Origin of the sequence: Arthrobacter glacialis (assembly GCF_002909445.1) — a bacterium.
GTDB classification, from domain to species: domain Bacteria; phylum Actinomycetota; class Actinomycetes; order Actinomycetales; family Micrococcaceae; genus Specibacter; species Specibacter glacialis.
Genome location: NZ_PPXC01000003.1, coordinates 69,073 through 93,630, shown reverse-complemented (window position 1 = coordinate 93,630; position 24,558 = coordinate 69,073). Strand labels below are relative to the sequence as shown.

General features: G+C 63.6%; 19 protein-coding genes. 10 read left to right on the top strand and 9 right to left on the bottom strand.

Translation table 11 applies throughout. From position 1 onward, the window contains the following. The first annotated feature begins 25 nt into the window (after nucleotides 1-25). Nucleotides 26-1,357 carry an MFS transporter gene (locus CVS27_RS04285; RefSeq protein WP_103464505.1) on the top strand — a complete coding sequence of 444 codons (1,332 nt, stop codon included), beginning with the start codon at nucleotides 26-28 and terminating at the stop codon, nucleotides 1,355-1,357. Here the strand turns inward: CVS27_RS04285 and CVS27_RS04280 are convergent. Together CVS27_RS04280 and CVS27_RS04275 are read right to left on the bottom strand one after the other, a co-directional pair. After that, the gene (locus tag CVS27_RS04280; RefSeq protein ID WP_103464504.1) at nucleotides 1,326-2,144 is read right to left on the bottom strand and encodes an alpha/beta fold hydrolase; all 819 of its coding nucleotides are present in this window, start codon (nucleotides 2,142-2,144) and stop codon (nucleotides 1,326-1,328) included. The genes CVS27_RS04285 and CVS27_RS04280 overlap by 32 nt on opposite strands. A gap of 118 nt (nucleotides 2,145-2,262) precedes the next feature. Then, nucleotides 2,263-3,735, bottom strand: a complete 1,473-nt coding sequence (locus tag CVS27_RS04275; RefSeq protein WP_103464503.1) for an amino acid permease — start codon at nucleotides 3,733-3,735, stop codon at nucleotides 2,263-2,265. 233 nt (nucleotides 3,736-3,968) lie between these two features. On the opposite strand from CVS27_RS04275, the gene CVS27_RS04270 reads away from it, so the two are divergent. The 6 genes from CVS27_RS04270 (at nucleotide 3,969) to CVS27_RS04245 (ending at nucleotide 10,547) form a co-directional block, all read left to right on the top strand. Continuing rightward, entirely contained in the window at nucleotides 3,969-4,802 is an 834-nt protein-coding gene (locus tag CVS27_RS04270) for an NUDIX hydrolase (RefSeq protein WP_103464739.1), read from the top strand. 70 nt (nucleotides 4,803-4,872) lie between these two features. Then, nucleotides 4,873-6,213: a quinolinate synthase NadA gene (nadA, locus tag CVS27_RS04265; protein ID WP_103464502.1), complete on the top strand. Its 1,341-nt coding sequence runs from the start codon at nucleotides 4,873-4,875 to the stop codon at nucleotides 6,211-6,213. Next, complete coding sequence (locus CVS27_RS04260; protein WP_103464501.1) at nucleotides 6,210-7,994, top strand: L-aspartate oxidase; 1,785 nt, start codon at nucleotides 6,210-6,212, stop codon at nucleotides 7,992-7,994. Before nadA ends, CVS27_RS04260 begins: the two co-directional genes overlap by 4 nt. Then, nucleotides 7,991-8,902, top strand: coding sequence for a carboxylating nicotinate-nucleotide diphosphorylase (gene nadC, locus CVS27_RS04255; RefSeq protein WP_103464500.1), 912 nt, complete (start codon nucleotides 7,991-7,993; stop codon nucleotides 8,900-8,902). The genes CVS27_RS04260 and nadC overlap by 4 nt, the downstream gene beginning before the upstream one ends. A gap of 3 nt (nucleotides 8,903-8,905) precedes the next feature. Further along, on the top strand, nucleotides 8,906-10,120 hold the full coding sequence (locus tag CVS27_RS04250) for a cysteine desulfurase family protein (protein WP_103464499.1): 1,215 nt from the start codon (nucleotides 8,906-8,908) through the stop codon (nucleotides 10,118-10,120). 133 nt (nucleotides 10,121-10,253) lie between these two features. Further along, nucleotides 10,254-10,547, top strand: a complete 294-nt coding sequence (locus CVS27_RS04245; protein WP_103464498.1) for a DUF1540 domain-containing protein — start codon at nucleotides 10,254-10,256, stop codon at nucleotides 10,545-10,547. Between the two features lie 32 nt (nucleotides 10,548-10,579). Here CVS27_RS04245 and CVS27_RS04240 read toward each other — a convergent pair whose 3' ends face one another. Together CVS27_RS04240 and CVS27_RS04235 are read right to left on the bottom strand one after the other, a co-directional pair. Beyond that, nucleotides 10,580-11,095, bottom strand: coding sequence for a GtrA family protein (locus tag CVS27_RS04240; protein ID WP_103464497.1), 516 nt, complete (start codon nucleotides 11,093-11,095; stop codon nucleotides 10,580-10,582). A gap of 24 nt (nucleotides 11,096-11,119) precedes the next feature. Beyond that, a complete protein-coding gene (locus tag CVS27_RS04235; protein WP_103464496.1) occupies nucleotides 11,120-11,953 on the bottom strand; it encodes a fumarylacetoacetate hydrolase family protein in 834 nt (277 codons plus the stop codon). Nucleotides 11,954-12,066: 113 nt separating this feature from the next. Between CVS27_RS04235 and CVS27_RS04230 the strand changes: the two genes are divergently transcribed. Both CVS27_RS04230 and CVS27_RS04225 read left to right on the top strand, forming a co-directional pair. Beyond that, a complete protein-coding gene (locus CVS27_RS04230) occupies nucleotides 12,067-13,560 on the top strand; it encodes a M20/M25/M40 family metallo-hydrolase (RefSeq protein ID WP_165788250.1) in 1,494 nt (497 codons plus the stop codon). 147 nt (nucleotides 13,561-13,707) lie between these two features. Then, nucleotides 13,708-14,514 carry a hypothetical protein gene (locus tag CVS27_RS04225; protein WP_133162873.1) on the top strand — a complete coding sequence of 269 codons (807 nt, stop codon included), beginning with the start codon at nucleotides 13,708-13,710 and terminating at the stop codon, nucleotides 14,512-14,514. On the opposite strand, the gene CVS27_RS04220 is transcribed toward CVS27_RS04225, so the two are convergent. Beyond that, nucleotides 14,511-14,963: a MarR family winged helix-turn-helix transcriptional regulator gene (locus CVS27_RS04220; RefSeq protein ID WP_103464493.1), complete on the bottom strand. Its 453-nt coding sequence runs from the start codon at nucleotides 14,961-14,963 to the stop codon at nucleotides 14,511-14,513. The two genes, CVS27_RS04225 and CVS27_RS04220, sit on opposite strands and share 4 nt — an antisense overlap. A 1-nt stretch (nucleotide 14,964) precedes the next feature. Continuing rightward, entirely contained in the window at nucleotides 14,965-16,053 is a 1,089-nt protein-coding gene (locus tag CVS27_RS04215) for an LLM class flavin-dependent oxidoreductase (protein ID WP_103464492.1), read from the bottom strand. 212 nt (nucleotides 16,054-16,265) lie between these two features. Between CVS27_RS04215 and CVS27_RS04210 the strand changes: the two genes are divergently transcribed. Continuing rightward, entirely contained in the window at nucleotides 16,266-17,738 is a 1,473-nt protein-coding gene (locus CVS27_RS04210; protein ID WP_103464491.1) for an MFS transporter, read from the top strand. Between the two features lie 112 nt (nucleotides 17,739-17,850). Here the strand turns inward: CVS27_RS04210 and CVS27_RS04205 are convergent, their stop codons facing one another. The 3 genes from CVS27_RS04205 to CVS27_RS04195 all read right to left on the bottom strand — a co-directional run bounded on the left by CVS27_RS04205 (nucleotide 17,851) and on the right by CVS27_RS04195 (nucleotide 24,546). Beyond that, nucleotides 17,851-21,129, bottom strand: a complete 3,279-nt coding sequence (locus CVS27_RS04205) for an efflux RND transporter permease subunit (protein WP_103464490.1) — start codon at nucleotides 21,127-21,129, stop codon at nucleotides 17,851-17,853. Nucleotides 21,130-21,181: 52 nt separating this feature from the next. Beyond that, on the bottom strand, nucleotides 21,182-22,681 hold the full coding sequence (locus CVS27_RS04200) for a malate:quinone oxidoreductase (protein WP_103464738.1): 1,500 nt from the start codon (nucleotides 22,679-22,681) through the stop codon (nucleotides 21,182-21,184). A 101-nt stretch (nucleotides 22,682-22,782) separates the two neighbouring features. Next, the gene (locus CVS27_RS04195; protein WP_306418475.1) at nucleotides 22,783-24,546 is read right to left on the bottom strand and encodes an ABC transporter substrate-binding protein; all 1,764 of its coding nucleotides are present in this window, start codon (nucleotides 24,544-24,546) and stop codon (nucleotides 22,783-22,785) included. Nucleotides 24,547-24,558: the final 12 nt, after the last annotated feature.

Genomic DNA, 24,558 nt, shown 5'->3' with positions numbered 1-24,558 from the left:
CGTATTTTGAGCTGACCGGATAAACATGACTTCCTCACTTCCCAGCCTCCCGAACCCCATTTCCACCCCTGAGCCGCCCGCCCCAGACAACGCGGGCAAGGGTGGCCGTTATGGCATGCTGCCTCGGCTGGCCGGGAAAAGCTACATCCCGCTGGGCCTCTTTGCCCGCGTGCCCCTGGCCATGCTCACCATTGGTGTCCTCACTCTGGTCACGGCCGTCAGTGAGTCCTATGCGATTGGTGGCTACGCCGCCGGTGCCGTGGGCGTAGGTGCGGCCATTGGTGCCCCCTTGGTGGGGTATCTCGCCGACAGGTTCGGCCAAAAACGAGTCCTGCTGGTCTCCGCGGTGTCCAACGCCGTGCTGGTGTGCGCCGTGGTGCTCATGGCCTACGGCATCGGCGAATTCACCGTTGGCGCCACCGTGGCCATGCTGGCCGCTGCGCTGCTGGCCGGGGCCAGTTCTCCCCAGGTGGGGCCGTTGTCCCGGGTACGGTGGATGGCGCTGAGCAAGAAGCTGCCCAAGAAGGAACAAGGCCCACTGGTGGACACGGCCTTGTCCCTGGAAGGCACCGCCGACGAAGTGACCTTTGTGCTGGGGCCGGCCCTGGTTGGCCTGCTGGCATCACTCGTGGCACCCTGGCTGCCACTGGTCCTGGCCGCAGCCATGACGGTGACACTGGTGACACTTTTTGCCATCCACCCCACCCAGGCCGCCGTCGGAGCACGCCAAAACTCAGTGACCAGCAACGCCGGATACATCCCCGCCGAACCCATCAAATGGTTGCGTGTTGCCGTCCCTGTGTTCGGCATGGTCTGCATGGGGGCGTTCTTCGGATCCTCCCAGACAGCCTTGACGGCGTTCACCGGTGTGCACGGTTCCGTGGACCAGGCCGGACTGATGTATGCCGTCATGGGTGCCAGTTCCGCAGTGACCGCCCTGTCCGTGGCCTATTGGCCCGTGGCCTTCAGGCACGCCTGGCGCTGGGTGCTGACGGCCGGGCTGATGGCCGCCGGGACCCTGGCCTTCCTGCTGCCGGACTCCCTGGGCTCCATGATCATCGTCCTGTTGCTGGTGGGCCTCCCTGTTGGTCCCACCATGGTCACCATTTTCAGTGTGGGCAGCGTCATTGCCCCGCCACAGTGGATGGGCACGGTCATGACAGCCCTGGCCAGCGGCATTGTGGCAGGCACCGCGCTGGGATCCTCGATCGCCGGTTCGCTGGCCCAAACCGTGGGCTACCACACGGCATTCGTGGTCCCCATTGTTGCCGCCAGCGCCCTGTTTGTGATGGGTGTTGTCTCAGCCGTTGTGCTGCGAAAAAACCTCAGCCGAGGAAATTCAGCGCAGCAGCCTTAAACTCTCTGGAGGTCACCGTGTTGTTGTGTGTGCGCCCCGCTACGACCATCATGGTGGCACCGGTGCAAAGCCCGGCCAGGCGGTCCATGGTGGCGGCCCTTTCATCATGTTCCCCGGCAACCAGTAAAACGGGCATGCGCGGCACGGCGTCCGTGGGATCAAAGGGTTCCATTTTGACTGCCTGAATCAGTGACAGCAGGGCGAAAATGTCGTTGGAGGGGACCAGCTGGGCCATGTTGAGCAGCCATGCTGTTGACTCATCGGCAATGGGGGTGCCGTCGTTGAGGAAATTCTGGGCCGCGGCCAGGTCAAAATCAGCCAGCGGGTCCTGTGGATTGGGTCCGCCCAACACCATTTTACGGACCAGTTCCGGCTGCGTGGCGCCAAATTCCCAAGCCAACCGCGAACCCAGTGAATAGCCGATCACATCGACACCGCTGCCGGGTTCCCCGGGCACCAAGGGGCGCACTCCTTGATCGACGAGGACTTGCAGCAGATCGGCGCGGATCTTTCCCGGCGTATAGGAGTCCAAGTCGTACGGGGAGCTGCTGCTGCCATGGCCGGGCAGATCCACGCCAATCACGTGGCGCCCGGCATCATTGAGGGCCTTGACCCAGCCGGTTTTGACCCAATTCAGCTCCACGGATGAGGCAAAGCCGTGAATCAAAAACACGGGAGGCAGTGGGGCCGGTGTGGCACTGTCAAAGACCAGAACGTTCAGCCCTGTATCCCCGCCTTCCACGCTGTGGGGAGCCACCGCTACTGTGTGCTTGCCTGGGGCATTCATGACTCCACCTTCCACGCGGTGGCCCGCGCCGCCGTCGTACGTCCAGAGTAGCGAAAACTTCAGGCGAACGGTGAACGGTGTGCGCGCCGTTGCGCACGCCGTCCAACTGAGGGGTGGCTTAGCTTGACACCGGACGGCGCTGGAAGCGTTGAGCCAGTGCGCAAACAACGGCGATGCCGGCCACGAGGGTGAACGTGCCGAACAGCTGGCCCCGGCTGGATTCTCCGATGAAGCCCACGGCAAAGATCGCGGCCAGAAGTACCAGCCCGAAGATGGTCAGCGCGGGAAACGCCTTCATGCGCAGGGGCAGGACGGTACCGTCCCGGTCCGCCCGTCGCCGCAGGATCAGCTGTGATACCAAGGCGATGCCCCAGACGATCAGGCAGGTGGACCCCACCAAGTTCAGCAGCGCGTCGAGGACCCGGTTCGGGAACAGCAGCTCCAGGACTACAGCGGCAAAGCCGAAACTGACCGAAACGGCCACGGCTGCCAAGGGAACCTGGCGCGCGGTGGTGCGGGAAAAAATGCGGGGGGCCTCGCCACGGTCAGCCAGCGAATAAATCATGCGGGAGGCGCCGTAGAGGTTGGCATTCAACGCCGACAGCAACGCAGCCACGGCCACCAGCGTGATTGCCGTGCCGGCCCATTCAATCCCGGCGACGTTGAGCACGGCAGCGAACGGGGAGCTGAGATCCGGTGAATTCCAGGGCAAAACTACCGCGATGATGAAGATGGAGCCAATGTAGAACACCAGGATGCGCCAGACAACTGTGCGCACCGCAATGGCCACACTGCGCTGGGGATCCGCTGTCTCCGCGGCGGCGACCGCCACGATTTCCGTGCCGCCAAAGGCAAAGACCACCACAAAGAGGCCGGTGGCTATTCCTGACAGGCCGTTCGGGGCAAAGCCGCCGTTGTTGACTAGATTGCCCAGTCCCGGTGACGGTGTCCCGGGCAGCCAGCCCAGCAGGAGCAGCGCGCCAAACACGAGGAACAAGACAATGGCGCCAACCTTGAGCAGCGCAAACCAAAATTCAAATTCACCATAGTTTTTCACCGACGTCAGGTTAATCGCCGTGAAGGTGACCATGAAAATCAGGGTCAGCGCCCAAACGGGGATGACCGGCCAAACACTGACTAGCAGGGCGGCCGCCCCGAGTGCTTCGGCGGCAATCACCACCACCAGCTGCAGCCACCACAGCCAGCCCACCGTGGAACCGGCCACCGGACCCATGGCCTTTTGTGCGTACACGGAGAACGCGCCGGAGTTTGGGTGGGCGGCAGCCATTTCACCCAGCGCCCACATGACCAGGATGATCAGGGTGCCCGCGGCCAGGTAGGAAATCAGGACGGCGGGCCCGGCCTCGGCCAAACCCTTCCCGGAACCCAGGAAGAGCCCCGCACCGATGGCGCTGCCGAGCCCCATCATGGTGAGTTGGCGTTGTTTCAGCGAGTGGCCCAGGCCCCCACTGCGGGCGTTGGAGTGGTCCTTCACATCTCCCCCGGGGGTGCCCGAGCCTGCTTGTGAGGGGGCGCTTTGATTGGCGCCTGTATCAACAGGCCCCTTGGGTGTTGGCTTTGAGGGGCTCATGGGGCAAGTGCTTCCTGGGTGTGGGACATACCGCAAGAGCTGAGAAAGCAAGCGGTGCGGGCAACAAGTCGATAGTGCCCTGCCTAGGATTATCCCCCGAAAACAGCGGGACTTTGTCATCGGCTTATGGTGGGGATCACTCTGGACACTATTTGCTGATGCGTTGTTTGAGTCGTAAGCTTAGTTGTAGTCAAGTTGACTATAACTAGATTTGATAGTTCGGGGTGGTGAAAATGCAGCAACAGTCCAGGCTTGGTTCCAGCGTAGGGTCAGGCACGCTTGCCGGCATTGCCCCGGCCGCGGCGCCCCTTGAGGTCCAGCTGCCAGAGGTCCAGCTGCCAGAGGTCCGGCTGCCAGCGGTCCCGCTGCCTGTGGGGGCCGCCAATGTGAGCGAACGGCTGGCACAAGCACCTGCCCTGGCAATTTCCACCGTCATCTTTGCCCTGCGGCCCAGCGAATCCAGCGGCCGCCCCACCCTGTGGCTTCCTCTGGTGCGCCGCATCCGTGAGCCGTTCATTGGGCAGTGGGCGCTGCCTGGCGGTCCGCTGACCCAGGCCGATTCCCTGCAGGATGCTGCCGCCCGCAACTTGGCGGACACCACCGGGCTGGCGCCGAACTATCTTGAACAGCTCTACGCTTTCGGCGGCCTGCACCGCTCACCCAGCCAGCGCGTGGTCTCCATTGTGTATTGGGCCATGGTCCAATCCACCGAGGCTGCCATGGCCAGGGAATCCGAAAATGTGAAGTGGTTCCGGGCTGGCGAGCTGACCGAGCTGGCCTTTGACCACAAGCAAATTGTTGACTACGCCCTGTGGCGCCTGCGCAACAAAATGACCTACGGCTCCATCGCCTACTACCTGCTGGGTGAGAAGTTCACTTTGGCACAGGTGCGCGAGGTGTATGAGGCCGTGTTGGGCAGGACCGTGGATCCTGCCAACTTCCGCCGCCAGCTCAAACAGGCGGCGCACATTGAAGCCACGGACGAGTACCTGCAGGGCGGCAAGCACCGTCCCCCCAGGCTCTACCGCTACACCGGAGACACCTTCTCCGACTCGCCGTCACCCTAGGCACCAGCAACTCCCCAAAACCCCCGCATTTTCCTGTTACCGGACCAACGTCACCGCTACGGAGCAAGCCATGTCATCTGTCAACACCACCATCCAGCTCATGACCCGTGAGGAAGCCCTTGCCGCGGGCAAGGCCGGCCGCGAGCAGTCCAGCTGCAGCACCGAGCTCTCCAAGGGCCCCTGGGAATTTGACCTGGCCGAGGCGCTCGCCGGCACTCCGGGCTACGGCCCCGGCGCCTCCAGCGAGGACAAGGCCCCCCAGGAGACCCCCCAGCAGGGCCAGCTGCCGCAGGAATACAAGGACGCCTCCGACGCCGAGCTCAAGGCGCGCATCCTTGGCGCTAAGGCTGAACTGGGGGAACGCGTCGTCGTGCTGGGGCATTTCTACCAGCGCGATGAGGTGGTGGAATTTGCCGACTTTGTGGGGGACTCCTTCCAGCTGGCCAACGCCGCCAAGAACCGCAGCGAGGCCGAGGCCATTGTCTTCTGCGGTGTGCACTTCATGGCCGAGACGGCCGACATGCTCTCGGGCAGTCACCAATCGGTCATCCTGCCCAACCTGGCCGCGGGCTGCTCCATGGCTGACATGGCGGATCTGCCCTCCGTAGAGGCCTGCTGGGCCCAGTTGGAAAAGCTCTATGGCACCGAGCCCGACGCCGAGGGCCGGGTTCCTGTCATCCCCGTCACCTACATGAATTCCTCGGCTGCGCTGAAGGCTTTCTGCGGTGAGCACGGCGGCATTGTGTGCACCTCATCGAACGCCTCAACAGTGCTGGAATGGGCTTTTGCGCGGGGCCAGCGCGTGCTGTTCTTCCCGGACCAGCACCTGGGCCGCAACACGGCCAAGGCCATGGGTGTTGCGTTGGCGAACATGCCGCTGTGGAACCCGCGCATGCCTCTGGGCGGCAACAGCGAACAGGTCATGACCGATGCCAAGGTGGTGCTGTGGCAGGGGTTCTGCTCCGTCCACAAGCGCTTCACCGTGGCGCAGATTGCGCAGGCCCGGATTGATTTCCCCGGCGTGCGGGTGGTGGTGCACCCGGAGTGCCCCATGGAGGTGGTGGATGCCGCTGACGAGGCCGGCTCCACGGACTACATTCTCAAAGCCATCCAAGGCGCCCCGGACGGCAGCACCTTCGCCATTGGCACCGAGATCAACATGGTCAACAGGCTGGCGGCACAGTACCCGCAGCACACCATCTTCTGCCTTGACCCGGTGATCTGTCCCTGCTCCACCATGTACCGGATCCACCCCGGCTACCTGGCCTGGGTGCTGGAGGGGCTGCTGCGCGGTGAGGTGCTCAATCAAATCACGGTGCCGGAAGCCACGGCCGTCAACGCCCGCATTGCCCTGGAACGGATGCTCGCGGCCAAGCCCAGCCAGGCCCAACCAGCTGCGCCGCTGTCATGACAGCGCGGAACTCGCACCTGGTGGTGGTGGGCAGCGGCATAGCTGGGCTGTACAGCGCGCTGCTGGCCGCCGAGGCGGGACTGCGGGTGACGCTGCTGACCAAGGGCAAGCTCGCCCACAGCAACACCCACTTTGCCCAGGGCGGGATCTGTGCCGTGCTGTCCCCGGGAGAGGCCGCCCCCGGGGACAGTGTTGCCGCGCACATTGCCGACACCCTCAAAGCCGGGGCGGGACAATGTGATCTTGAAGCCGTGCGCATCCTGTGCAGCGAGGCAGCGTCAGATATCGCAGCGCTGGAACGTTTCGGTGTGGCGTTTGACCGAGACCCGGAGACCGGGCGCCGGGCGTTGGGCCTGGAGGGGGCGCATTCGGCCGCCCGCATCCTCCACGCGGGCGGCGACGCCACAGGGGCGGCCATCGCCGACGGCCTGATCCGGGCCGTGCTTGACGCGGCCGCCCTGGGCACCCTCACCATTGAAGAAGACGCTTTTTTGCAGGAATTGCTGGTGCGGCAAGGCCGTGTGACGGATGTGTTGTTCCGCCGTTCGCGCGAGGCCGCGGACTCCGTGACCCTGCCTGCCGATGCCGTCCTGCTGGCCACCGGCGGTGCCGGCCAGCTCTTTGAATTCACCACCAACCCCGAGGTGGCAACGGCCGACGGCGTGGCCGCCGCGTGGCGGGCGGGGGCACTGCTGGCGGACCTGGAGTACTTTCAATTCCACCCAACCGCCCTGGCCGTTGGCAAGAACTTCCTCATATCCGAAGCCGTACGGGGAGCCGGGGCCGTGCTCCGCGACGCATCCGGCGAGGCCTTCATGCTCAGTTTCCACCCCGACGGCGAGCTGGCGCCCCGCGATGTGGTCTCGCGCAGCATTGCCGCCCACCTGGCCCGCAGCAGCGAAGGTGCCGCGTCCGCAGATTCGCCCCGGACCGTTTTCCTTGACGCCACGGCCGTGGAGAAGCTCCATGGTGCCGGGTACCTGGCCAAGCGGTTCCCCACGATTGACGCCATGACCGGCGCACTGGGCTTTGACTGGTCACGGGAATGGCTGCCGGTTGCGCCGGCGGCGCATTATTGGATGGGTGGGGTGGCCACCAACCTCAACGCCCAAACGTCCCTGCCCGGGTTGTACGCCGCAGGCGAGGTGGCCTGCACGGGAGTCCACGGCGCCAACCGGCTGGCCTCCAACTCGCTCCTTGAGGGGCTTGTCTTTGGCCGACGGGGCGTTGCTGCGTTCCTTGCCGAAACACACGACGCCGAAACACACGACGCCGAAACACACGACGCCGAAACGCAGGGCGCCGAAGCGCAGGACGCGCATCCGCTCGCCGCCAGTTGGCCTGAACTACCCGTTACGGGCACGGTGCGCCCGGGTGTCCTTGAACCGACAGCCACGAAAAAGCCCACAGCCCCGGCGGCAGAGCCGTTTAGCCGTCTGGCCCTGCGCTCCCTGATGAGCGGCCATGTAGGTGTGGTCCGGGACGGGGCGGGCCTGCGTCACGCCCAAGCCGTGCTCGCTAACTGGCGCTCGCAGTCCCTCGGCGAAGGCATCGCAGGAACCTCGGCGGAGGCCGCCGAATCCAGGAACCTGCTCTTGGTGGCAGAACTTCTGGTGCATGCGGCCCTGGCCCGTGAGGAGTCGGTGGGTGCCCATTGCCGCAGCGACCACCCCGGTGGCGACCAGGGCACCCGTGCCTCCCGCTTCTGGATCAACACCAACTCCTGCCCCGCCACGGAGCAAACCACCAGCCTTGCCGAACTTGAAAGTGAATCAGTATGAACGCGCTCCACACAGTCCCGCCCGCAGCCACCGCAACAGCCACGTTGCCAGCCCTCCCGGCCACGGCCGTGGAGACCATCCTGCGGGCTGCGTTCCTGGAGGATGCCCCGTATGGTGACATCACCTCCGCCACCTTGCTGCCCGCCCAGGCCCAGGCCACGGCCTGGCTGGTCGCCCGGGAACCGGGCATCTTCTCCGGCGGCGAGGTGTTCACAGCTGCCATGCTCATGCAGGACCCCAGGGCCCAAGTTGAGCAGCTGATTGCCGAGGGGCAGCCTTTTGACGCGGGCACCCGCATCATGCGCGTCACGGGTCTGGCCCGCGGTGTGCTGACGGCTGAGCGCATTGCCCTGAACCTGACCCAGCGCATGAGCGCCATTGCAACCCAGACGGCGGAATATGCGGCCCTGATCGCGAACACCAAGGCAAGGGTGACGGACACCCGCAAAACCACCCCGGGTTTGCGCGTGCTCGAACGCCATGCTGTTCGCTGCGGCGGCGGACACAACCACCGGTTCTCGCTTTCCGACGCTGTCCTGGCCAAGGACAACCACCTGGCAGTCTTGACCGGGGGAGACCTGGGCAAGCTGACAGCTGCCCTGTCCGGGGTGCGGGCGCAGTTGCCTCACACCGTCCACTTTGAGGTTGAGGTGGACAGCATTGAGCAAATCGAAGCAGTGCTGGCAGCCGGCGTGGACACCATCATGTTGGACAACTTCAGCAATGAGCAGCTGGTGGCGGGTGTTGCCTTGGTCAGTGGCCGGGCGCTGGTAGAGGCCAGCGGCAACGTCAACCTGGGCACCATCGCCGCAATTGCCCAAACAGGTGTGGACATCATTTCCGTTGGCGCGCTCACCCACAGCGTCCGGGCCTTGGACCTTGGCCTGGACATCGCCATCGAGGCCTGAGCCGTGATCTTCCTGGACGCCGCAGCCACCACGCCCGTACGGCGCGAGGTCATTGAGGCGATGTTCCCGTTTCTGACGAACCAGTTTGGCAACCCCTCCAGCCACCATGAGCTGGGGCAGCTGGCAGCCAAAGCTTTGGCAGGGGCCAGGGAGCAATGCGCGGCCGTTCTGGGCTGCCACGCGGAGGAATTGATCTTCACCTCCGGAGGTACCGAGGCGGACAACCTGGCGCTCAAGGGCATTGCCTTGGCGCGTCGGGCCGCCAATCCTGCCCGCAACCGTGTTGTCATCAGTGCCATTGAGCACCCTGCCATTGCGGACTCCGCCGACTACCTGAGCCGGGTTCACGGTTTTGTGGTTGAGCTGGTGCCCGTGGGCCCCGACGGCGTGGTGGATCCTGCGGTGTTCGCCGCGGTGCTGGGCGGTGCTAGGGCAGGCAGTGCTGGGGCAGGCAGGGACGACGGCGGCACGAAGGTGCCCGGCGCGGATGTGGCGATCGCTTCGGTCATGTATGCCAACAACGAGGTGGGCACGCTCCAGGACATCCCCGTGCTGGCCGGGATTGCCCGCAGTCACGGCGTACCGTTCCACAGCGATGCCGTCCAGGCCGCTGGCTGGCTGGATTTGGACGTCAACCGGCTCGGTGTTGATGCCCTGAGCATCTCCGGGCACAAGCTGGGGGCGCCCAAGGGTGTTGGCTTGCTGTACGTGAAGGGCTCAGTGCCGCTGGAACCGCTGATCCACGGTGGGGGCCAGGAAGGCGGCATCCGCTCAGGCACCGAAAATGTGGCGTTCGCCGTGGCCCTGGCCACGGCGTTGCGACTCTCCGAGGCGGGCCGGGCAGAGTCCGCGGTTCGCGTCGCTGCCCTTCGGGACGGCTTCATAGACAGCGTGTTGGAGCAAATACCTACAGCCAGTTTGACGGGTCATCGCAGCAGCCGCCTGCCCGGCGTGGCATCGTTTTGCTTCCCAGGGACCAGCGGGGAGTCGTTGCTGTTGGAACTCGAGCGGCAATCCATCATGTGCTCCTCCGGATCGGCCTGTGCCGCCGGCTCCGATGAACCCTCAGCCGTGTTGAGCGCCATGGGCGTGGAACGCGCTGTGGCGCAGACGGCCTTGCGATTTAGCTTCGGCGCGGACGTTGCCGAGAATGATCTGGTGCTAGCTGCGCGTGAATTGGTGGCGGCCGTGGCCACGGTGGGCAAGCTGGGACGCTGAGGCAACGCGAGCCCAGAAATCAGCAGGCGAATTAGGGCAGAAAATTGGCACTAATTAGTTGGCCGTGTTTGGGCGTACGGTAGGAAGAAATCGGGCCACGCACGGCCGGATTACTGCACGCAAGGAGAGCATCATGACTGCCACAGTTCCCGTCACCGAATGCGCCGTGGAAAACTGTTCCTTCAACGATCACACCCATTGCGGGGCCGCGGGCATCACCATTGGCGGCAACGCCGACCACGCCCAGTGCGCCACCTTCATTGATACCGGCGTTCATGGCGGCCTGCCGAAGGTGCTGGCGTCAGTGGGCGCTTGCCAGCGCACCGAATGCATCCACAACGATCACCTTATGTGCGGTGCCGACTCGGTGCGTGTGGGGCCCGGCGCAGACAACGCCGACTGCCTGACCTACGAGCACACCAACTAGCGAACTGCTGCGCGCCCGGCGTCGCCGCGACGCTAACCCGTGGTGGCGGGGCGGCGCAGCCTGCGGAAAATCCAATACCGCATCATCAGGAAGCGGGTCACCGCAGAGGCAACATTCCCGGCGACTATCACCACCAGCTCCACAAGAAGTGAGGCGTTGGGGGAGACCTCGTGCAAGACCCACAGACTGCCGCTGGTGAACATCAGCGCCAGCAACATGACCCACAGGCCGCGCCGCTGGTCCCGCCACCACAGCGCCCGGTCCGTGATGCCAAAACTCAGTCTCCGGTTCAGGTCAGTATTGAGCACCGAACAAAGGAAAAGGGACAAGGCGTTGGCCCATTGCAGGCCCAGCAGGGGGCGCAAACTGGCAAAAATGGTCATGGAGATCACTGTGCAAATGATGGCGACCAGGGCAAAGCCGCGCAATTGCGCGGCCAGCACTGGGTAGCGCTGCAACCATTGCGGGCGCGCAGAAAAGAACCCGCTGGGCCCTGCGCCAATGTCAGGATCCACGGGGGATGGTTCGGTAGCTGCTGTCGTTGCCATGGATAACCAATAATGCCAGCGGAACTAGACCCCGGCAACCACGGGGTTGCGGAGTTCGCCAATCCCGCCCACCCGGCAGATGACTTCATCTCCCGGGGTGATCTGGCGGCACTCGGCCGGGAATCCTGTCATGATGACGTCCCCGGGCACCAGGGTCATAAAGCCGCTCAGGTACACCAGAATCTCCTCCACGCCCCACCCGAGATCGTTGCTGGAGGCCGGGGCCAGCTCTGTGCCGTTGTGCACAATACTGATGGGCACGCCGTCGTCCGCCAGACCAACAACAATCCACGGGCCCAAGGGGGTGAAGGTGTCCGGGCTCTTGGCGCTGATCCACAGCTCATCGGACTTTTGCGCATCGCGGGCGGAGACGTCGTTGCCAATGGTGAAGCCCAGGATGGCTTCACGCGCATTCTCCAGGGTCAGGTTCCGTGCGGGCTGGCCTATGACGACAGTCAGTTCGGCCTCCGGGTCAACGTAGCCCACGGTGGGGCTGAGCTCAATGGCGTCGCCGGGGCCAACCACAGAGCTGGCGGCCTTGTGAAAGGCCTGGGGCGGCAGGGCACGGCCGGGGGCGCCGGTGTTGTGCGCCATGCCGAAGACATTGGCGGGGGCGCAGGGGGCCAAGAACGTGAACTGGGCCTCCGTTACAGAATCTCCCACGGCCCAGCCGTCACGGGCAGCGGTGTTTTGATTGGCGGCCGAGGTGGGGAACGGGGTTTCCATCCGCGTCCAGATGCGGCCCTCGGGGCTGTCAAAGTCGGTGGCGTCATTGCGCACAAAGAATTGCTCGGGCAGCGGCGCCGCCACAGCGTCAAGGGGGCGGACACGGGCCAGGCGGTACGGGGCAACAGTCATGAGGACATCCTACCTCCATGCGGCGGTGATTAATGAGAACAGTCCGCGATGGGCGGCAGGTGTCACGGCCGGCGGTGGGCAAAATCACAGTCCCGTGGCATAGAATCCGTGTCATGCCTAAAGGTTCAGCAATTAATCGCGCGCTGGCTGCAGCGGTGGGCGTTGGTGCCGCCGGTGCCGCAGCAGTCATTGCCGCGCGGGCCTACCGTGCAGGGGCGGCCCCGCCGGTGGGTGACCACGGTGCAGCCCCGCATCCCGGTGCGATTGGCGCCGAGTATGCCCACGCCGCCGCAGAACAGCTCAGTGAGTTGATCACGTTCCGCACCGTCTTCTCAAGCTTTCGCGACAGGATCGAGCTGGAACAGTTCACGGGCTTCATTGAGGCGTTGGAGAGGTTGTATCCGAGCGTCCATGCCACGCTGGGCCGGGAACTGGTCAATGGCCATGCGCTGCTGTTCAAGTGGTCCGGGACCCGGGCCGACGCCGGCGCCAAGCCCACCGTGCTGATGGCCCACTATGACGTGGTTCCCGTGGATTCGCGCGACGACTGGACGCATCCGGGCTTCTCCGGCCATCAGGATGGTGAGTTCGTGTGGGGCCGCGGCGCCCTGGATGACAAGGGCGCACTGGTGGTGATCATGGCGGCCATTGAGTCCTTGATCAAGGAAGGCTTCAGGCCCGCCCACGATCTGTACTTGTCTTTTGGCAACAACGAGGAAACGGCCGGCGACAGTGCCCAGGCGGCAGTGGACCTGCTGACACGCCGCGGGGTGCAGCCTTGGCTGGTCCTGGATGAGGGCGGCGCAGTGGCGCTGGACGCCTTCCCCGGCCTGGACGCACCGGCGGCTGTCATTGGCGTGGCCGAAAAAGGCATTCTGGACTTGGAAATCCTCACCCGCAGTGCCGGCGGACATGCTTCCACACCCCCGCGCATGGGCTCCACCTCCCGGCTGGCCCAGGCCATCATGGCGCTGGAGGAGACACCGTTTCCGGCCTCGATGCCCGAGCCCATTGCCGAAATGTTACGCCGCATAGGTACTCACAGCGGATTTGCCATGCGGCTCGTGACGGCCAATATGTGGGCCTTCAAACCGCTGGTCACCCAAGTGTTGGGTTTGGTGGGGGACGAAACCAGGGCACTGACCCGCACCACGGTGGCTGTCACCATGCTCGAGGGCAGCAAGGCCTCCAATGTGCTGGCAGCCACGGCCCGTGCCAATGTCAACATTCGCATAGCCGCCGGGGAGAGTGTGGACTCGGTGGTGGACGCCGTGCGGGAGATCATCGACGATCCCAGGGTGCAACTTACCGTCCGTTCGGGTCACAACCCCTCGCCAATTTCAGCCTTTGACAATGAGCAATTTGCCTTGCTGAGCCGGGCCGTGGCCGCTTCCTACCCACAAGCCGTGGTGACCCCGTACATCCAGACGGGGGCGACCGATTCGCGATTCTTCACGGCCATCTGTCCAGCTGTCTACAGGTTTTCACCGCTCCTGATGGACGCAGGGGACAGGGCCAGCCTGCATGCCGTCAATGAGAAGGTCCGCATCAGCTCGCTGGGCGCGGGAGTGGTGTTTTACCGTGAGCTCCTGGCGGGCCTGGCCTGACTGTGCAGCCGGCCCCTTTCCCTGCTGACGCAACACTGCCCCGGCGAGTCTGCCGCCAACACGCAACCGTGGCGCGCGTCCCGGCTGTAGCCTGTGCAACAAGCGTGTGCAACAGCTAAGGAAGCAACAGTGGGGAAAGGACAGCGCATGAGAATGCAGTCAAGCGGGAATCCGGCCACGGGCCTCAGTGCATGGGCCGCGGCCGGGATTGTGGTGGCTGCCCTGGCTCTGGCAGGCTGTGGCGTCTCGCTCGGTATTCCCGAAAAAACCTCGGCGCCGGCGCCCAGCCCAAGCGCCAGCAGCCCAACGGGGGTTACGCCGTCGGCCGGCAGTTCCGAAAGCGCCACCGGGTCCCAAGCCGCCGCCTCCCAGAGCTCCCCGGCGTCGGCCTCCTCCGCAGATTGGAAGAATTTCACCGACCCGGGGAAGACAGTGAGCTTTGAGGTGCCACAGGACTGGAGTGTGCAAGTCCTGCCGTCGCCGGGCGCCGGTGCGCTGCACCTTGAGGTGAAGGACCCCGCCGGAACCCTCATGGCCACCTTGAATACCCACATCACGGGGCTGGGCGGTGCCTGCCAGCCCGCCAGCAGCAGGCCCTACACGGTGCTGGCCAGCCTCCCTATGGTGATTCCTTCGGACAACACGGCTCCCGCCGCCGTGGAACCGCGCTACGTCTACAGGGTGATCCAGGGCGCCACCCACTTCTTCGCCTCCTACGGCCTCACCGACCAGTCGGCGGGCCCGGATGGCAAAGCCTGCCTGGTGTACAACACCGTGACTTCGAAGAAGCTGGGCGTCTACATGTTCGGCGATGTCCTCCAGTTCACCAGCGCACCGGACGGCTCGCCCGGTTTGCGGGCCTTCGCCACCATCGCCGACGCCCAGGCCCATATGCGCAGCGCCGAATACCAGAACATTCAAAAGATGGTCACATCGTTGAAGGTCCTGGGCTAGCGCTGGGCCACCGATTCGCGCAGCTTGCTGGTCAACTCCAGCAGGGTGCGCATCTCCTCATCGCTGAGCGCCGTTTCCATGACGTCCAGAATGTTGTGCACATGGGCCCTGCCCACTTCCTTTTGCAGCGCCGCGCCGGCCTCGGTCAGGCCAATGAGCACCCCGCGCCGGTCATCTTCTGCCGTTTTGCGCTGGATCAAGCCCCGCGCCTCCAGCCTGTCCACCATGCGGGAAATGCTCGGCTGGGTCAGCAAAACGTTGTCATTGAGTTCGTTCAGGCGTACCCAGCCAGTGGGGCACTGCGAAAGGGTAAACAAAACGTCGTATTCGCGGCTCCCCACCTTCTTGAAACTGGGCTCCTTGTGAAGTTCGCGCATGACGGCCACTTGGGACCTCAACAGCGATTCCCACGACGCTGTAGCCAAGCGGCGGTGTGTAGCGGCAGACATGCTACTTCACCTCCAGTGAGCGGGCTGCCTCGCGGCGGGCCTCGAAGGTGGGTGCGTCGGGGATGTGCGCGGGGCGGTTGGCAGCAAATTCCTTGCGCAGGGTTGGCAGGACGTCGGAGCCAAACAGGTCAAGCTGCTCCAGGACAGTCTTCAGCGGCAGGCCGGCATGGTCCACCAGGAAAAGCTGGCGTTGGTAGTCACCGTAGTAGTCGCGGAAGGTCAGGGTCTTTTCAATGAGCTCAGCCGGGCTGCCAACAGTCAGCGGGGTCTGGGAGGTGAAATCTTCCATGGACGGTCCGTGGCCGTAGACAGGTGCATTGTCAAAGTAGGGGCGGAACTCCTTGACGGCGTCCTGGGAGTTGGGCCGGATGAAGAACTGCCCGCCCAAGCCAACAATGGCCTGGTCAGCCTGCCCGTGGCCGTAGTGTTCGTAGCGCTCGCGGTACATGCTGATGAGCTGCTGGTAGTGCTCCTTGGGCCAGAAAATGTTGTTGGCGAAGAAGCCGTCGCCGTAGTAGGCGGCAATTTCGGCAACCTGTGGCGTACGGATGGAACCGTGCCACACGAAGGGGGCAACGCCGTCGAGCGGGCGGGGAGTCGCCGTGAAGCCGCGCAGGGGAGTGCGGAACTTGCCCTCCCAGTTCACCACTTCCTCGTCCCACAAGCGGCGCAGCAGGGCATAGTTTTCAACCGTCAGCTCAACACTGTCCTGCTGATTCTTGCCAAACCACGGGTAGACCGGGCCGGTGTTACCGCGACCCAGCACCAGATCCACGCGGCCCTCGGCCAGATGCTGGAGGGTGGCGAAGTCTTCGGCGATCTTCACCGGATCATTGGTGGTGATCAAGGTGGTGGCCGTGGAGAGAATGATCTTCTCAGTCTGCGCGGCGATGTAGCCCAAGATGGTGGTGGGCGAGCTGGGGTAGAACGGCGGGTTGTGGTGCTCGCCGGTGGCAAAGACATCCATCCCCACATCTTCTGCGTGCTTGGCAATGGTGGTGATGGCCTTGAGGCGTTCATGCTCCGTGGGGGTCCGGCCCGTGGTGGGATCCATGGTGATGTCGCCTACGCTGAAAATACCGAACTGCATGGTGTGCTCCTTCGCCCCGGGATCACCGAGAGATATATGCGTTTGTATCTAATATAAGGCTCAACCCCACGGGGCGTCAAAATGTTCCCGCCAGGAAATTTCTGTCACTTCGGGACAATAATCGGCGCAATACCCACGCATGTTACCGGCGGGTACTAGGATGCTTTCAAGCGGCATGTAAGGCATGTCACAAGTATCTGCGGAGGATGGCAATGGCTTCATTGCGCACGGGCCTGGCCGGCAACACAGTTCGGCTGGCCCCCACGGCCACGGCGATCGTGGGTTTTTTGGTTTTGGTGGAACTGACCAGCGGCATCCTGCAGGGGTATTACACCCCGTTGTTGACCGACATTGCCCGCTTTCTGGGCATCCACGACGCCGACGTCAACTGGTTCGAGGCCGCGCAGTTGATGGTCAGTGCCTTGGTGGTGCCGGTGCTGGCCAAACTGGGCGACATGATTGGTCACCGCAAGGTGCTGCTGATCTCCACGGCGTTGACGGCCGCGGCCTCCTGGGGTGTAGCGTTTGCGCCCAATTTTTGGATCTTCATCATCGCCTGGGCCTTGCAGGGCTTCTATGTGGTCTGGCTGCCGCTGGAAATTGCACTCATCTACAGCCGCTCCCATCAGCGTCCCGACGGTGCCGCGCTGACCCGAAAATCGGCTGGCATCCTGGTGGCCGGCCTTGAAGTTGGTGTGATCGCCGGAGCCCTCGCCGGCGGCTTCCTCGGCGGCATTTTCGTCGACAAATTGTGGCTGGTGCTGATGATCCCGGCCATTGCCGTCACCCTGTGCTTCTTCGTGATCCTCTTCGGTGTGCCGGAATCGGAGAACCGTACAGGTGGCAAGCTGGACCTTATGGGGCTCACACTGCTCTCCACGGGGCTGTTGCTGATCACCGCCGGGCTGACGTTCATGCGCATCAACGGCCCCGGCACCTGGTGGGCGTGGGCTGCCGTGGTTATTGGCATTGCCTCGCTGGTGCCCTTTACCCGCTACGAACTGGGCCACAAGGACCCCTTGATCGACATCCGTTTGCTGCGCCAACCCAGCATGTGGCCCGTGCAGCTGACGGCGTTCCTGTTCGGCGTCTCGGTGCTGGGCGCGCAGGCGCCACTGTCCACCTTTGCCCGCACCAACCCCGACGAAGTGGGCTACGGACTCGGCGCCAGCTCCGGGCTGGTCTCCATCTTGATTGGCGTCTACGTCCTGGGGCTGTTGGTGGGTGCGCTGCTGTATCCACTGGTGACCCGCTGGACGACGCCGAGAATCACCTTGATGAGCGCAGCGTTCCTCGTTGCTGTGGGTTACCTCTTGTTCCTGCCGTTCCACGGATCCATGAGCCAGGTCCTGACCAACATGGCCATTGCCGGGATTGGCAGCGGCGCCCTCGTGGCGGCACTGCCGTCAGCAGCTGCGGCTGCGGCGCCGTTAACCCAAACGGGCATGGCCACCGGGCTCACGAATGCCACCAAGACCCTTGGCGGGGCGTTTGCCTCCTGCGTGTTTGGCATTGCGCTGGCCGGGCAGGCGCTCGGATCCCTGACGGCAGGGGCCGGGAGCACTGCGGCACCGCTGGAGGGGTACATGCTGGTCTGGACCATCTGCGGCGTGACCGCGCTGGTGGCCGCCGTCGCCCTGTACTTTGTGCCAAAGTTGGCCTTCGGTCCCACCCTCCCGCACTAAGAATTTGCCCCCAGAGCCATGACTGCGGTTGCCCGGCTTGTCTGCGGTTCAGAAACCGTCGACAAGCCGGTCAACCGCAGTCATGCCGATCGGCGGCTTGCCGGCCGTGGGTTTAGTCGGCGGCGCGGCGGCCGCGGACCTTGGGTATGGCTCCTGTGGTCCAGTCTTGGAACGCGGCACTGGAGTCCATGGGTGACATCGTTCCAGTGGCGGCTGCCGCACCGCCGCCGTGATCCGGCTTGTGGACCACCTTGAGTGCCTTGATGAGGTCGTTGCGTTCCTTGCGGCCCTCCACCAGGCGGTACAGCACCGGCACCAGAATGAGCGTCAACGCCGTCGAGGAGATCAAGCCACCCACCACCACAATGGCCAGGGGCTGCGAAATAAAGCCGCCGCCGCCTGTCAGACCCAACGCCATGGGCGTGAGGGCAAAGATGGTGGCCAGCGCTGTCATGAGGATGGGGCGCAGGCGCTGGCGGGCACCGTGTTCAATGGCGTCGGCCACGTTCATGGCGGGTCTGTCCCCGGAGGGCTGCCTGTACTGGTTGATCAGATCGATGAGCACAATGGCGTTGGTGACAACAATTCCCACCAGCATCAGCATGCCGATGAGCGACGGCAAGCCCAGCGGCACCCGAGTGATGAGCAGCAAGCCAATGGCTCCGGTGGCAGCAAAGGGGATGGAGACCAACAGGATCAGTGGCTGAATCAGTGACTTGAAGGTGGCCACCATGATGACGTAGACAATGGCGATCGCTGCCAGCATGGCCAGCCCCAGCTGGGAGAAGGAATCGTTGAGCTGTGTTGCGGCACCGCCAATGCTGGCGATGACCCCTGCCGGCAGGCTGGTGGCATCCAGGCGCTTTTGCACCTCAGCACTCAGGGACCCCAGAGAGTCTCCCTCGGGAGTTACGGAAACTGTGGCCGTGCGCTGGCCGTTGGCGGAGGTGATGGTCAGTGGGGCTTGAACTTCCGCCACGGTGGCCACGGCGGAGAGCGGAACGGGCCCGCCAGCTGTGAGGAGTTGGGCGGCAGCAAGTGCCGTCACGGAATCAAACTTGGTGCCTACACCAATTTGGACCTTGTAGTCGGTGGTGTCGATGCGCACTGTGCCGCCCGGGATGGGGCTGACTGTGGCGGCGAGCAGGCCGGTGATCTGCGTTTCATCCAAGCCGGCGGCAACAGCCTTGGCCCTGTCAACACTGACCTGCACCACTGGCTGGGATCCACTGAGGTTGCTGTCCACGGACTGCGAGCCGGGCACCCCTGCCAAGGCCTTGACCAACAGGTCGCTGGCTTCTTGCAGTTCGGCACCCGTGGTGGCCTTGACGGTGATGTCCACTGAGTTTGAGGTGCCGAAGCCGCCGCCCTGGGAGCCCAGGCTGATGGTGCCGGCGTCCTTGATGCCGTCGATGGCTGCCACGACGGTTGCCTGCAGTTCGACCTGATCGGCATCGGGATCGGTGATGACCTGGAACGCGGCGCTTGAGGCCCCTGTTGACAGCAGGGCGGAGAAACCACCGGAGCCGTTGCCCACTGTCACCTGGACGTCGGTGACGCCGTCAATGCCGCGCAGCACCGACTCCACCTTCTGCGAGGCTTGGTCGGTGACCGCCAGGCTGGTTCCCGGCGGCATGTCCTGCTGAATGCTCAAACTGTTCTGGCCCGTATTGCCGAGCAAATTGGTGGGCAGCAGCGGCGTCATGGCAAGGGTTGCCGCCAGCACTATGCCGCCGGCTAGCAACGTGACCACGGGGTGCTTTTGCGTCTTGGCCAGAAGGGGCAGGTAGCCGCGCTGAAGCCAGGATGAACGTTCCTTCTCCTCCACAGCGCTCAGCAGCGCCTTCCCGCTCAAGGGAGTTCCGGCGTCGTCCGCGGAGGTGTGATCAGCAGCGCCCGGCGACTTCAGGAACCAATACGCCAGCACAGGAACAATGGTCAGCGAGACCAGCAGCGAGGCCAGCAGGGCGAAGGTGACAGTGAGTGCGAACGGCCGGAAGAGCTCCCCGGCCAGGCTGCCCACGAACGCAATGGGCAAGAACACTGCCACGGTGGTCAGTGTGGAGGCGGTGATGGCTGCCGCAACCTCGCGAATGGCGGCCAGAATGGCTGTCTTCTTGTCTTCGCCGTAGCTGAGGTGCCGCTTGATGTTCTCGATCACCACAATGGAGTCGTCCACCACCCGCCCGATGGCAATGGTGAGCGCGCCCAGGGTGAGAATGTTCAGCGAATATCCCGTGACCCACAGCCCAATGAACGTCACCAGCAGTGAGAGCGGGATGGAGATGGCTGTGACAAGCGTAGAGCGCACCGACATGAGGAAAATCAGGATGATGACGACGGCGAACCCCAGTCCCAGCAAACCCTCCACCGTGAGGTCGTGGATGGATTTTTCGATGAAGGGGGCCTGGTCCAGGACTGTTGTGAACGTGGTGTTATTGCCCAGCGAGGCGGCCAGGCCGGGCAGTTCTTCGTTGATTTGCCGGGACAGGGAAACGGTGTCTGCGGCAGGTTTTTTGGTGATGGACAGTGCCAGCGTGGGTTGGCCGTTGGTGCGTGTGATGGAGGTGGTGGGGTCATCGGCCAGGGCAACGCTGGCAACGGAGGCGATGGTGGGGGGAGTGCCCGATTGCGCGGCGCCGGGAACGGGCGTGCTTGCCAGTGGCAGTGCCTTGACGGCGTCGAGGGAGTCCACCGGGCTGCCGGCCTGGATGGGCAGGGTTAGGGTGTCGGTGCTCAAGGAGCCCACGGGAACCAGGCTGCCGTTATTGCTCAGGGCCTTGGCGATGGAGCCGGGGTTGACACCAGCGGCGGCCATTTTGGCCGGGTCCGGCAGAATGGCAATGTGCTGGGAGTTGGCGCCGCTCAGATCGGCGCCGCGCACGCCGTCGATCTTCAAAAGCTTGGGCACGGCAACGCGTTGCAGGTCAGTGTTCAGGGCTGCCAGATCCTGATCGGAGGAAACGGCCAGGAAGACGATGGGGAAGTCCGCGATGCTGCCGGCGATGGGCTGCGGCTGGACGCCTTCAGGCAGTCGCTGGCTGACATTGGAGATGGCCCGATCAATCTGGTTCCGGGCCCGGTCAAGGTTGGTGCCGTAGGCGAAGGCCAGATTGATGGTGGAAACGCCGCTGCGCGAGGTGGATATGCTCGATTCCAGCCCCTCCACCGCGTTCAGCGCGGCTTCGAGGGGTTCGCTGACTTGCTTGTCGATCACAGCAGGGGACGCGCCGGGCATGGCCGAGACAACAGTGATCTGCGGGAATTCGATGCTGGGGATCAGTTCCTGCTTCAGCGAACCGAGCGTGATGACCCCGAAAACCACCGCAAAGATGGTGATCAGGGCAATCAACGCCCGGTTGCCCAAGGACATTTTTGCCAAACTAAACATCAGCACGCTCCCACGCCGTCATGCCGGTTCCACCCGGCACTGCGAGGGAACTTTAGGCTTTTTCCGTCTTCAACTGCAAAGAAGCTGCCGTGGCGGCCAGGCTCTTTTCAAAAAGATCCGCGTCATCGTTGAGTTTGGTGCCATAGGTGGGCATCATGCCACGCAAGGATTCCTGCCATTCAAGCTTGAACTTGCGTGGGAAACAACGCTGCAACAGCTCAAGCATAATGGGGACAGCGGTGGAGGCGCCCGGGGAGGCACCCAGCAGGGCCGAGATGGTTCCATCGGCCGCCGTGATGACTTCGGTGCCGAACTGCAGCACGCCGCCTTTTTTGGCATCCTTCTTGATGATCTGCACGCGCTGGCCAGCAGTGATGAGCTCCCAGTCCTTGCCCTCGGCGTCGGGGAAGTACTCGTGGAGCGCGTCAACCTTGCCGCTGCGGGACTTTGTCACTTCGCTGACCAAGTACTTGACCAGGTCCAGGTTGTCCTTGCCAACAGCCAGCATGGGGATGATGTTGTTGGGGCGGATGGAGCCGGGGAGGTCCAGGTAGCTGCCGGTCTTGAGGTACTTCGTGGAGAAGCCGCCGTACGGGCCGAACAGCAGTGAACGCTGGCCGTCAACGTAGCGGGTGTCCAGGTGGGGCACCGACATGGGTGGGGCGCCCACTGAGGCCTGGCCGTACACCTTGGCGCTGTGCTTGGCGGCAATCTTCTGGTCCGTGCAACGGAAGAACTGGCCCGAAACCGGGAATCCGCCAAAGCCCTTGCCCTCGGGGATGCCCGAGCGCTGGAGCAGGTGCAGGGCGCCGCCGCCTGAGCCGATGAAGACAAACTTGGCCTTTACCTTGCCGTACTCACCGGAGGCGGGGTGCTTGAGAGATACGTCCCAGCCGCCGTCGGTGGTGCGTTCCAGGTCCGTGACGGTGGTGCCGTAGTTCACTTCGACGCCGTTGGTGTCCATGTAGCCGATCAGCTCACGGGTCAAGGCGCCAAAGTCCACGTCGGTGCCTTCGGCGGCACGGGTGGCTGAAACTTTTTCCTGCGGGTCGCGGCCCTTCATCACCAGCGGAGCCCACTTGGCGATGGTTGCCGGGTCTTCGCTGTACTCCATGGAGGCAAAGACAGGGTTCGGCTTGAGAGCCTCGTGCCGGGCCTTGAGGAACTTCCTGTGGGCTTCGCCAATGACGAAGCTCATGTGCGGAACCGTGTTGATGAAGCCCTTGGGGGAGCCAATCAGCGATTCGTCGACCAGGTGCGCCCAGAACTGGCGTGAGAGCTGGAACTGCTCGTTGATGTTGATGGCCTTGGCCGGGTTTACCGAACCGTCGGCGGCCGCCGGTGAGTAGTTAAGCTCACAGAGCGCGGAGTGGCCGGTACCGGCGTTATTCCAGGGGCTCGATGATTCCAATCCCGGAGTATCAAGCTGTTCAAACAGCACAATCTTCCAGTTTGGTTCGAGTTGCTTGAGCATGGTGCCCAGCGTGGCGCTCATGATGCCGCCTCCGATGAGAACAACGTCAGCGTCTTTGGTGTTCGAAATGAAGGTCACAGTCAACTCCGGTAGAGGCTCTTCCTAGCGGTAGAAGCGTATCGCGGTACGTGCGTCATGCCTAAATCCACACAATGGGGCTAGCCGGCACCCCAGCGTCATCAGCCCGTTTTTGGCGCCAGCACCACGTGGTTGAAGACCTCATTTAAGACCGGGCTGAGCGGGTAGGAGACCACTTTGTCAGACAGTGCAATGGCTGAGATGGGGAAGGCGATCGGCACGGCAGGAACCGTTGCGGCCAGCTGCTTGCTGATGGATTCGTACGCGGCAACGCGGTCAGGCCCGTTGGGCATGCTGCGTGCGCGGGTGATTTTGGAGACCAGCTGGGGATCATCCAGACCAAGCTCGGCGCCAGGGGAGCCGAAAAGGGGACCCACAAAGTTGTCCGGATCCGCGTAGCTGCCATTCCAGCCCAACAGACTCAGCGCGTGGTCGCCGTCTTGGGTCACAGCAGTCACGTAACCATCGCTCCACGGCACGGGAACGGGCTTGATGTTGAATCCAACGGCCGTGAGCTCGGCGGCAATGCTGGCGTACACCTTTTCCGGGGAGGGAAGGTAGGTCCTGGACGAATTTGTGGGGTAATAAAACTTCAGCTCTTCGCCCTTATAGGAGGATTCGGCCAGCAGGGTCTTGGCCTTGGCCTGATCGTAGAGGATCCCAGGAACTTTGTTGTTGAAGCCGCTCAGTTTCGGTGGGATGAACTGGGCGGTGGTGGCGGTGCCGGCAATAAAGTAGTTGTTGACGAGGGTTGTCTTGTCGATGGCCGCGGCGATGGCTTCTCGCACCTTTTGATCGGCCAGAACAGGAACCTTCTGATTGATCCCTAAGTACATGACGGAGAAGGGGTCACGTTGGAGAACTTGCTTGCCACTTTTGATGAGTTTATCTAAATTGCTGGGCGTCACCGGGTCAAAGCCGTCTAGCGAACCGTCCTCCAAAGCGGCCAAGCGGGTGGCGGGCTGGTCGAAGGTTCTGAAATTCAGTGTGGTGATTTGGCCCTTTTCGCCCCAGTATCCGGCATTGGCATTCATGGTCACGGTGCCGGCGCCGGCCTGGGTGAAGGTGAAGGGTCCGGTGCCCACGGGGTGCAACGCGTATCGTGACACCTTGTTAGCGGCATAAGTCTGGTCCAAAACATCCGCAGTTCCCTTGGCCAGGGCCGTGGGTGAGGAGATGGCGAAGGCTGGCAGGGTCAACGCCTGCAGGAAGCCCGTCAACCGAATGTTCAGCCCCAGGGTCACCTTCAAGGGCCCGTCCACGGTGCAGCCCTTGTAGAGCGAGTTCGCAGCATCGTCCTTGAAGCCGCGGAAAACCTGCTTGAACATGGAGGCCGAGCCGTCACCTCGGGTCGCGGCCGACATGGAGTACCAGCGCTCAAAGTTGGTGCACACCGCTTGGGCGTCGAAGGCTGTGCCGTCGTGAAATTTGACCCCAGGGCGCAGCTCAAAGGTGTACGCCAAGCCGTCATCGAGCTCCTGCCAGCTGGTGGCCAGGCTGGGTGCCGGGGCGCCCGTCACGGGGTCAATGGTCAGCAAGCCCTCAAGAACCTGCCGCGTCACCCTGTACGACTCCGTGTCCTCCACCAGTGCCGGGTCAAAACCCAGGGGATCCGAGCCAACACCAAAGTTAAATGTCGTGGCAGCAGCAGCGGTGGCAGTGGCCGATGCCGGGGCTGAGGGGCCGGGCACGGGAGCAGCCGTGCAGGCGGAAAGCGCAAGAAGGACGACGGCGGCCAGGGCCACGGTGCCCCGGCTGAAGGCACGCTGTGGTTGGGCACTCTGGCGTGGCTTGCGCCCAGTGGCTGTGCGCCAGGGAACCTTCACTGTTGCATCCTTGTGCTGGGGGCCGGAAGGGCTTGGCACGTTCGAGTTCTC

Bases quoted from the DNA above. Each gene is read 5' to 3' on its own strand.
- nadA (WP_103464502.1), top strand. From the start codon at position 4,873: ATGTCATCTGTCAACACCACCATCCAGCTCATGACCCGTGAGGAAGCC.
- CVS27_RS04215 (WP_103464492.1), bottom strand. From the start codon at position 16,053: ATGCAGTTCGGTATTTTCAGCGTAGGCGACATCACCATGGATCCCACC.
- CVS27_RS04220 (WP_103464493.1), bottom strand. From the start codon at position 14,963: ATGTCTGCCGCTACACACCGCCGCTTGGCTACAGCGTCGTGGGAATCG.
- CVS27_RS04245 (WP_103464498.1), top strand. From the start codon at position 10,254: ATGACTGCCACAGTTCCCGTCACCGAATGCGCCGTGGAAAACTGTTCC.
- CVS27_RS04225 (WP_133162873.1), top strand. From the start codon at position 13,708: ATGAGAATGCAGTCAAGCGGGAATCCGGCCACGGGCCTCAGTGCATGG.
- CVS27_RS04205 (WP_103464490.1), bottom strand. From the start codon at position 21,129: ATGTTTAGTTTGGCAAAAATGTCCTTGGGCAACCGGGCGTTGATTGCC.
- CVS27_RS04270 (WP_103464739.1), top strand. From the start codon at position 3,969: ATGCAGCAACAGTCCAGGCTTGGTTCCAGCGTAGGGTCAGGCACGCTT.
- nadC (WP_103464500.1), top strand. From the start codon at position 7,991: ATGAACGCGCTCCACACAGTCCCGCCCGCAGCCACCGCAACAGCCACG.
- CVS27_RS04275 (WP_103464503.1), bottom strand. From the start codon at position 3,735: ATGAGCCCCTCAAAGCCAACACCCAAGGGGCCTGTTGATACAGGCGCC.
- CVS27_RS04235 (WP_103464496.1), bottom strand. From the start codon at position 11,953: ATGACTGTTGCCCCGTACCGCCTGGCCCGTGTCCGCCCCCTTGACGCT.
- CVS27_RS04210 (WP_103464491.1), top strand. From the start codon at position 16,266: ATGGCTTCATTGCGCACGGGCCTGGCCGGCAACACAGTTCGGCTGGCC.
- CVS27_RS04260 (WP_103464501.1), top strand. From the start codon at position 6,210: ATGACAGCGCGGAACTCGCACCTGGTGGTGGTGGGCAGCGGCATAGCT.
- CVS27_RS04230 (WP_165788250.1), top strand. From the start codon at position 12,067: ATGCCTAAAGGTTCAGCAATTAATCGCGCGCTGGCTGCAGCGGTGGGC.
- CVS27_RS04285 (WP_103464505.1), top strand. From the start codon at position 26: ATGACTTCCTCACTTCCCAGCCTCCCGAACCCCATTTCCACCCCTGAG.
- CVS27_RS04280 (WP_103464504.1), bottom strand. From the start codon at position 2,144: ATGAATGCCCCAGGCAAGCACACAGTAGCGGTGGCTCCCCACAGCGTG.
- CVS27_RS04240 (WP_103464497.1), bottom strand. From the start codon at position 11,095: ATGGCAACGACAGCAGCTACCGAACCATCCCCCGTGGATCCTGACATT.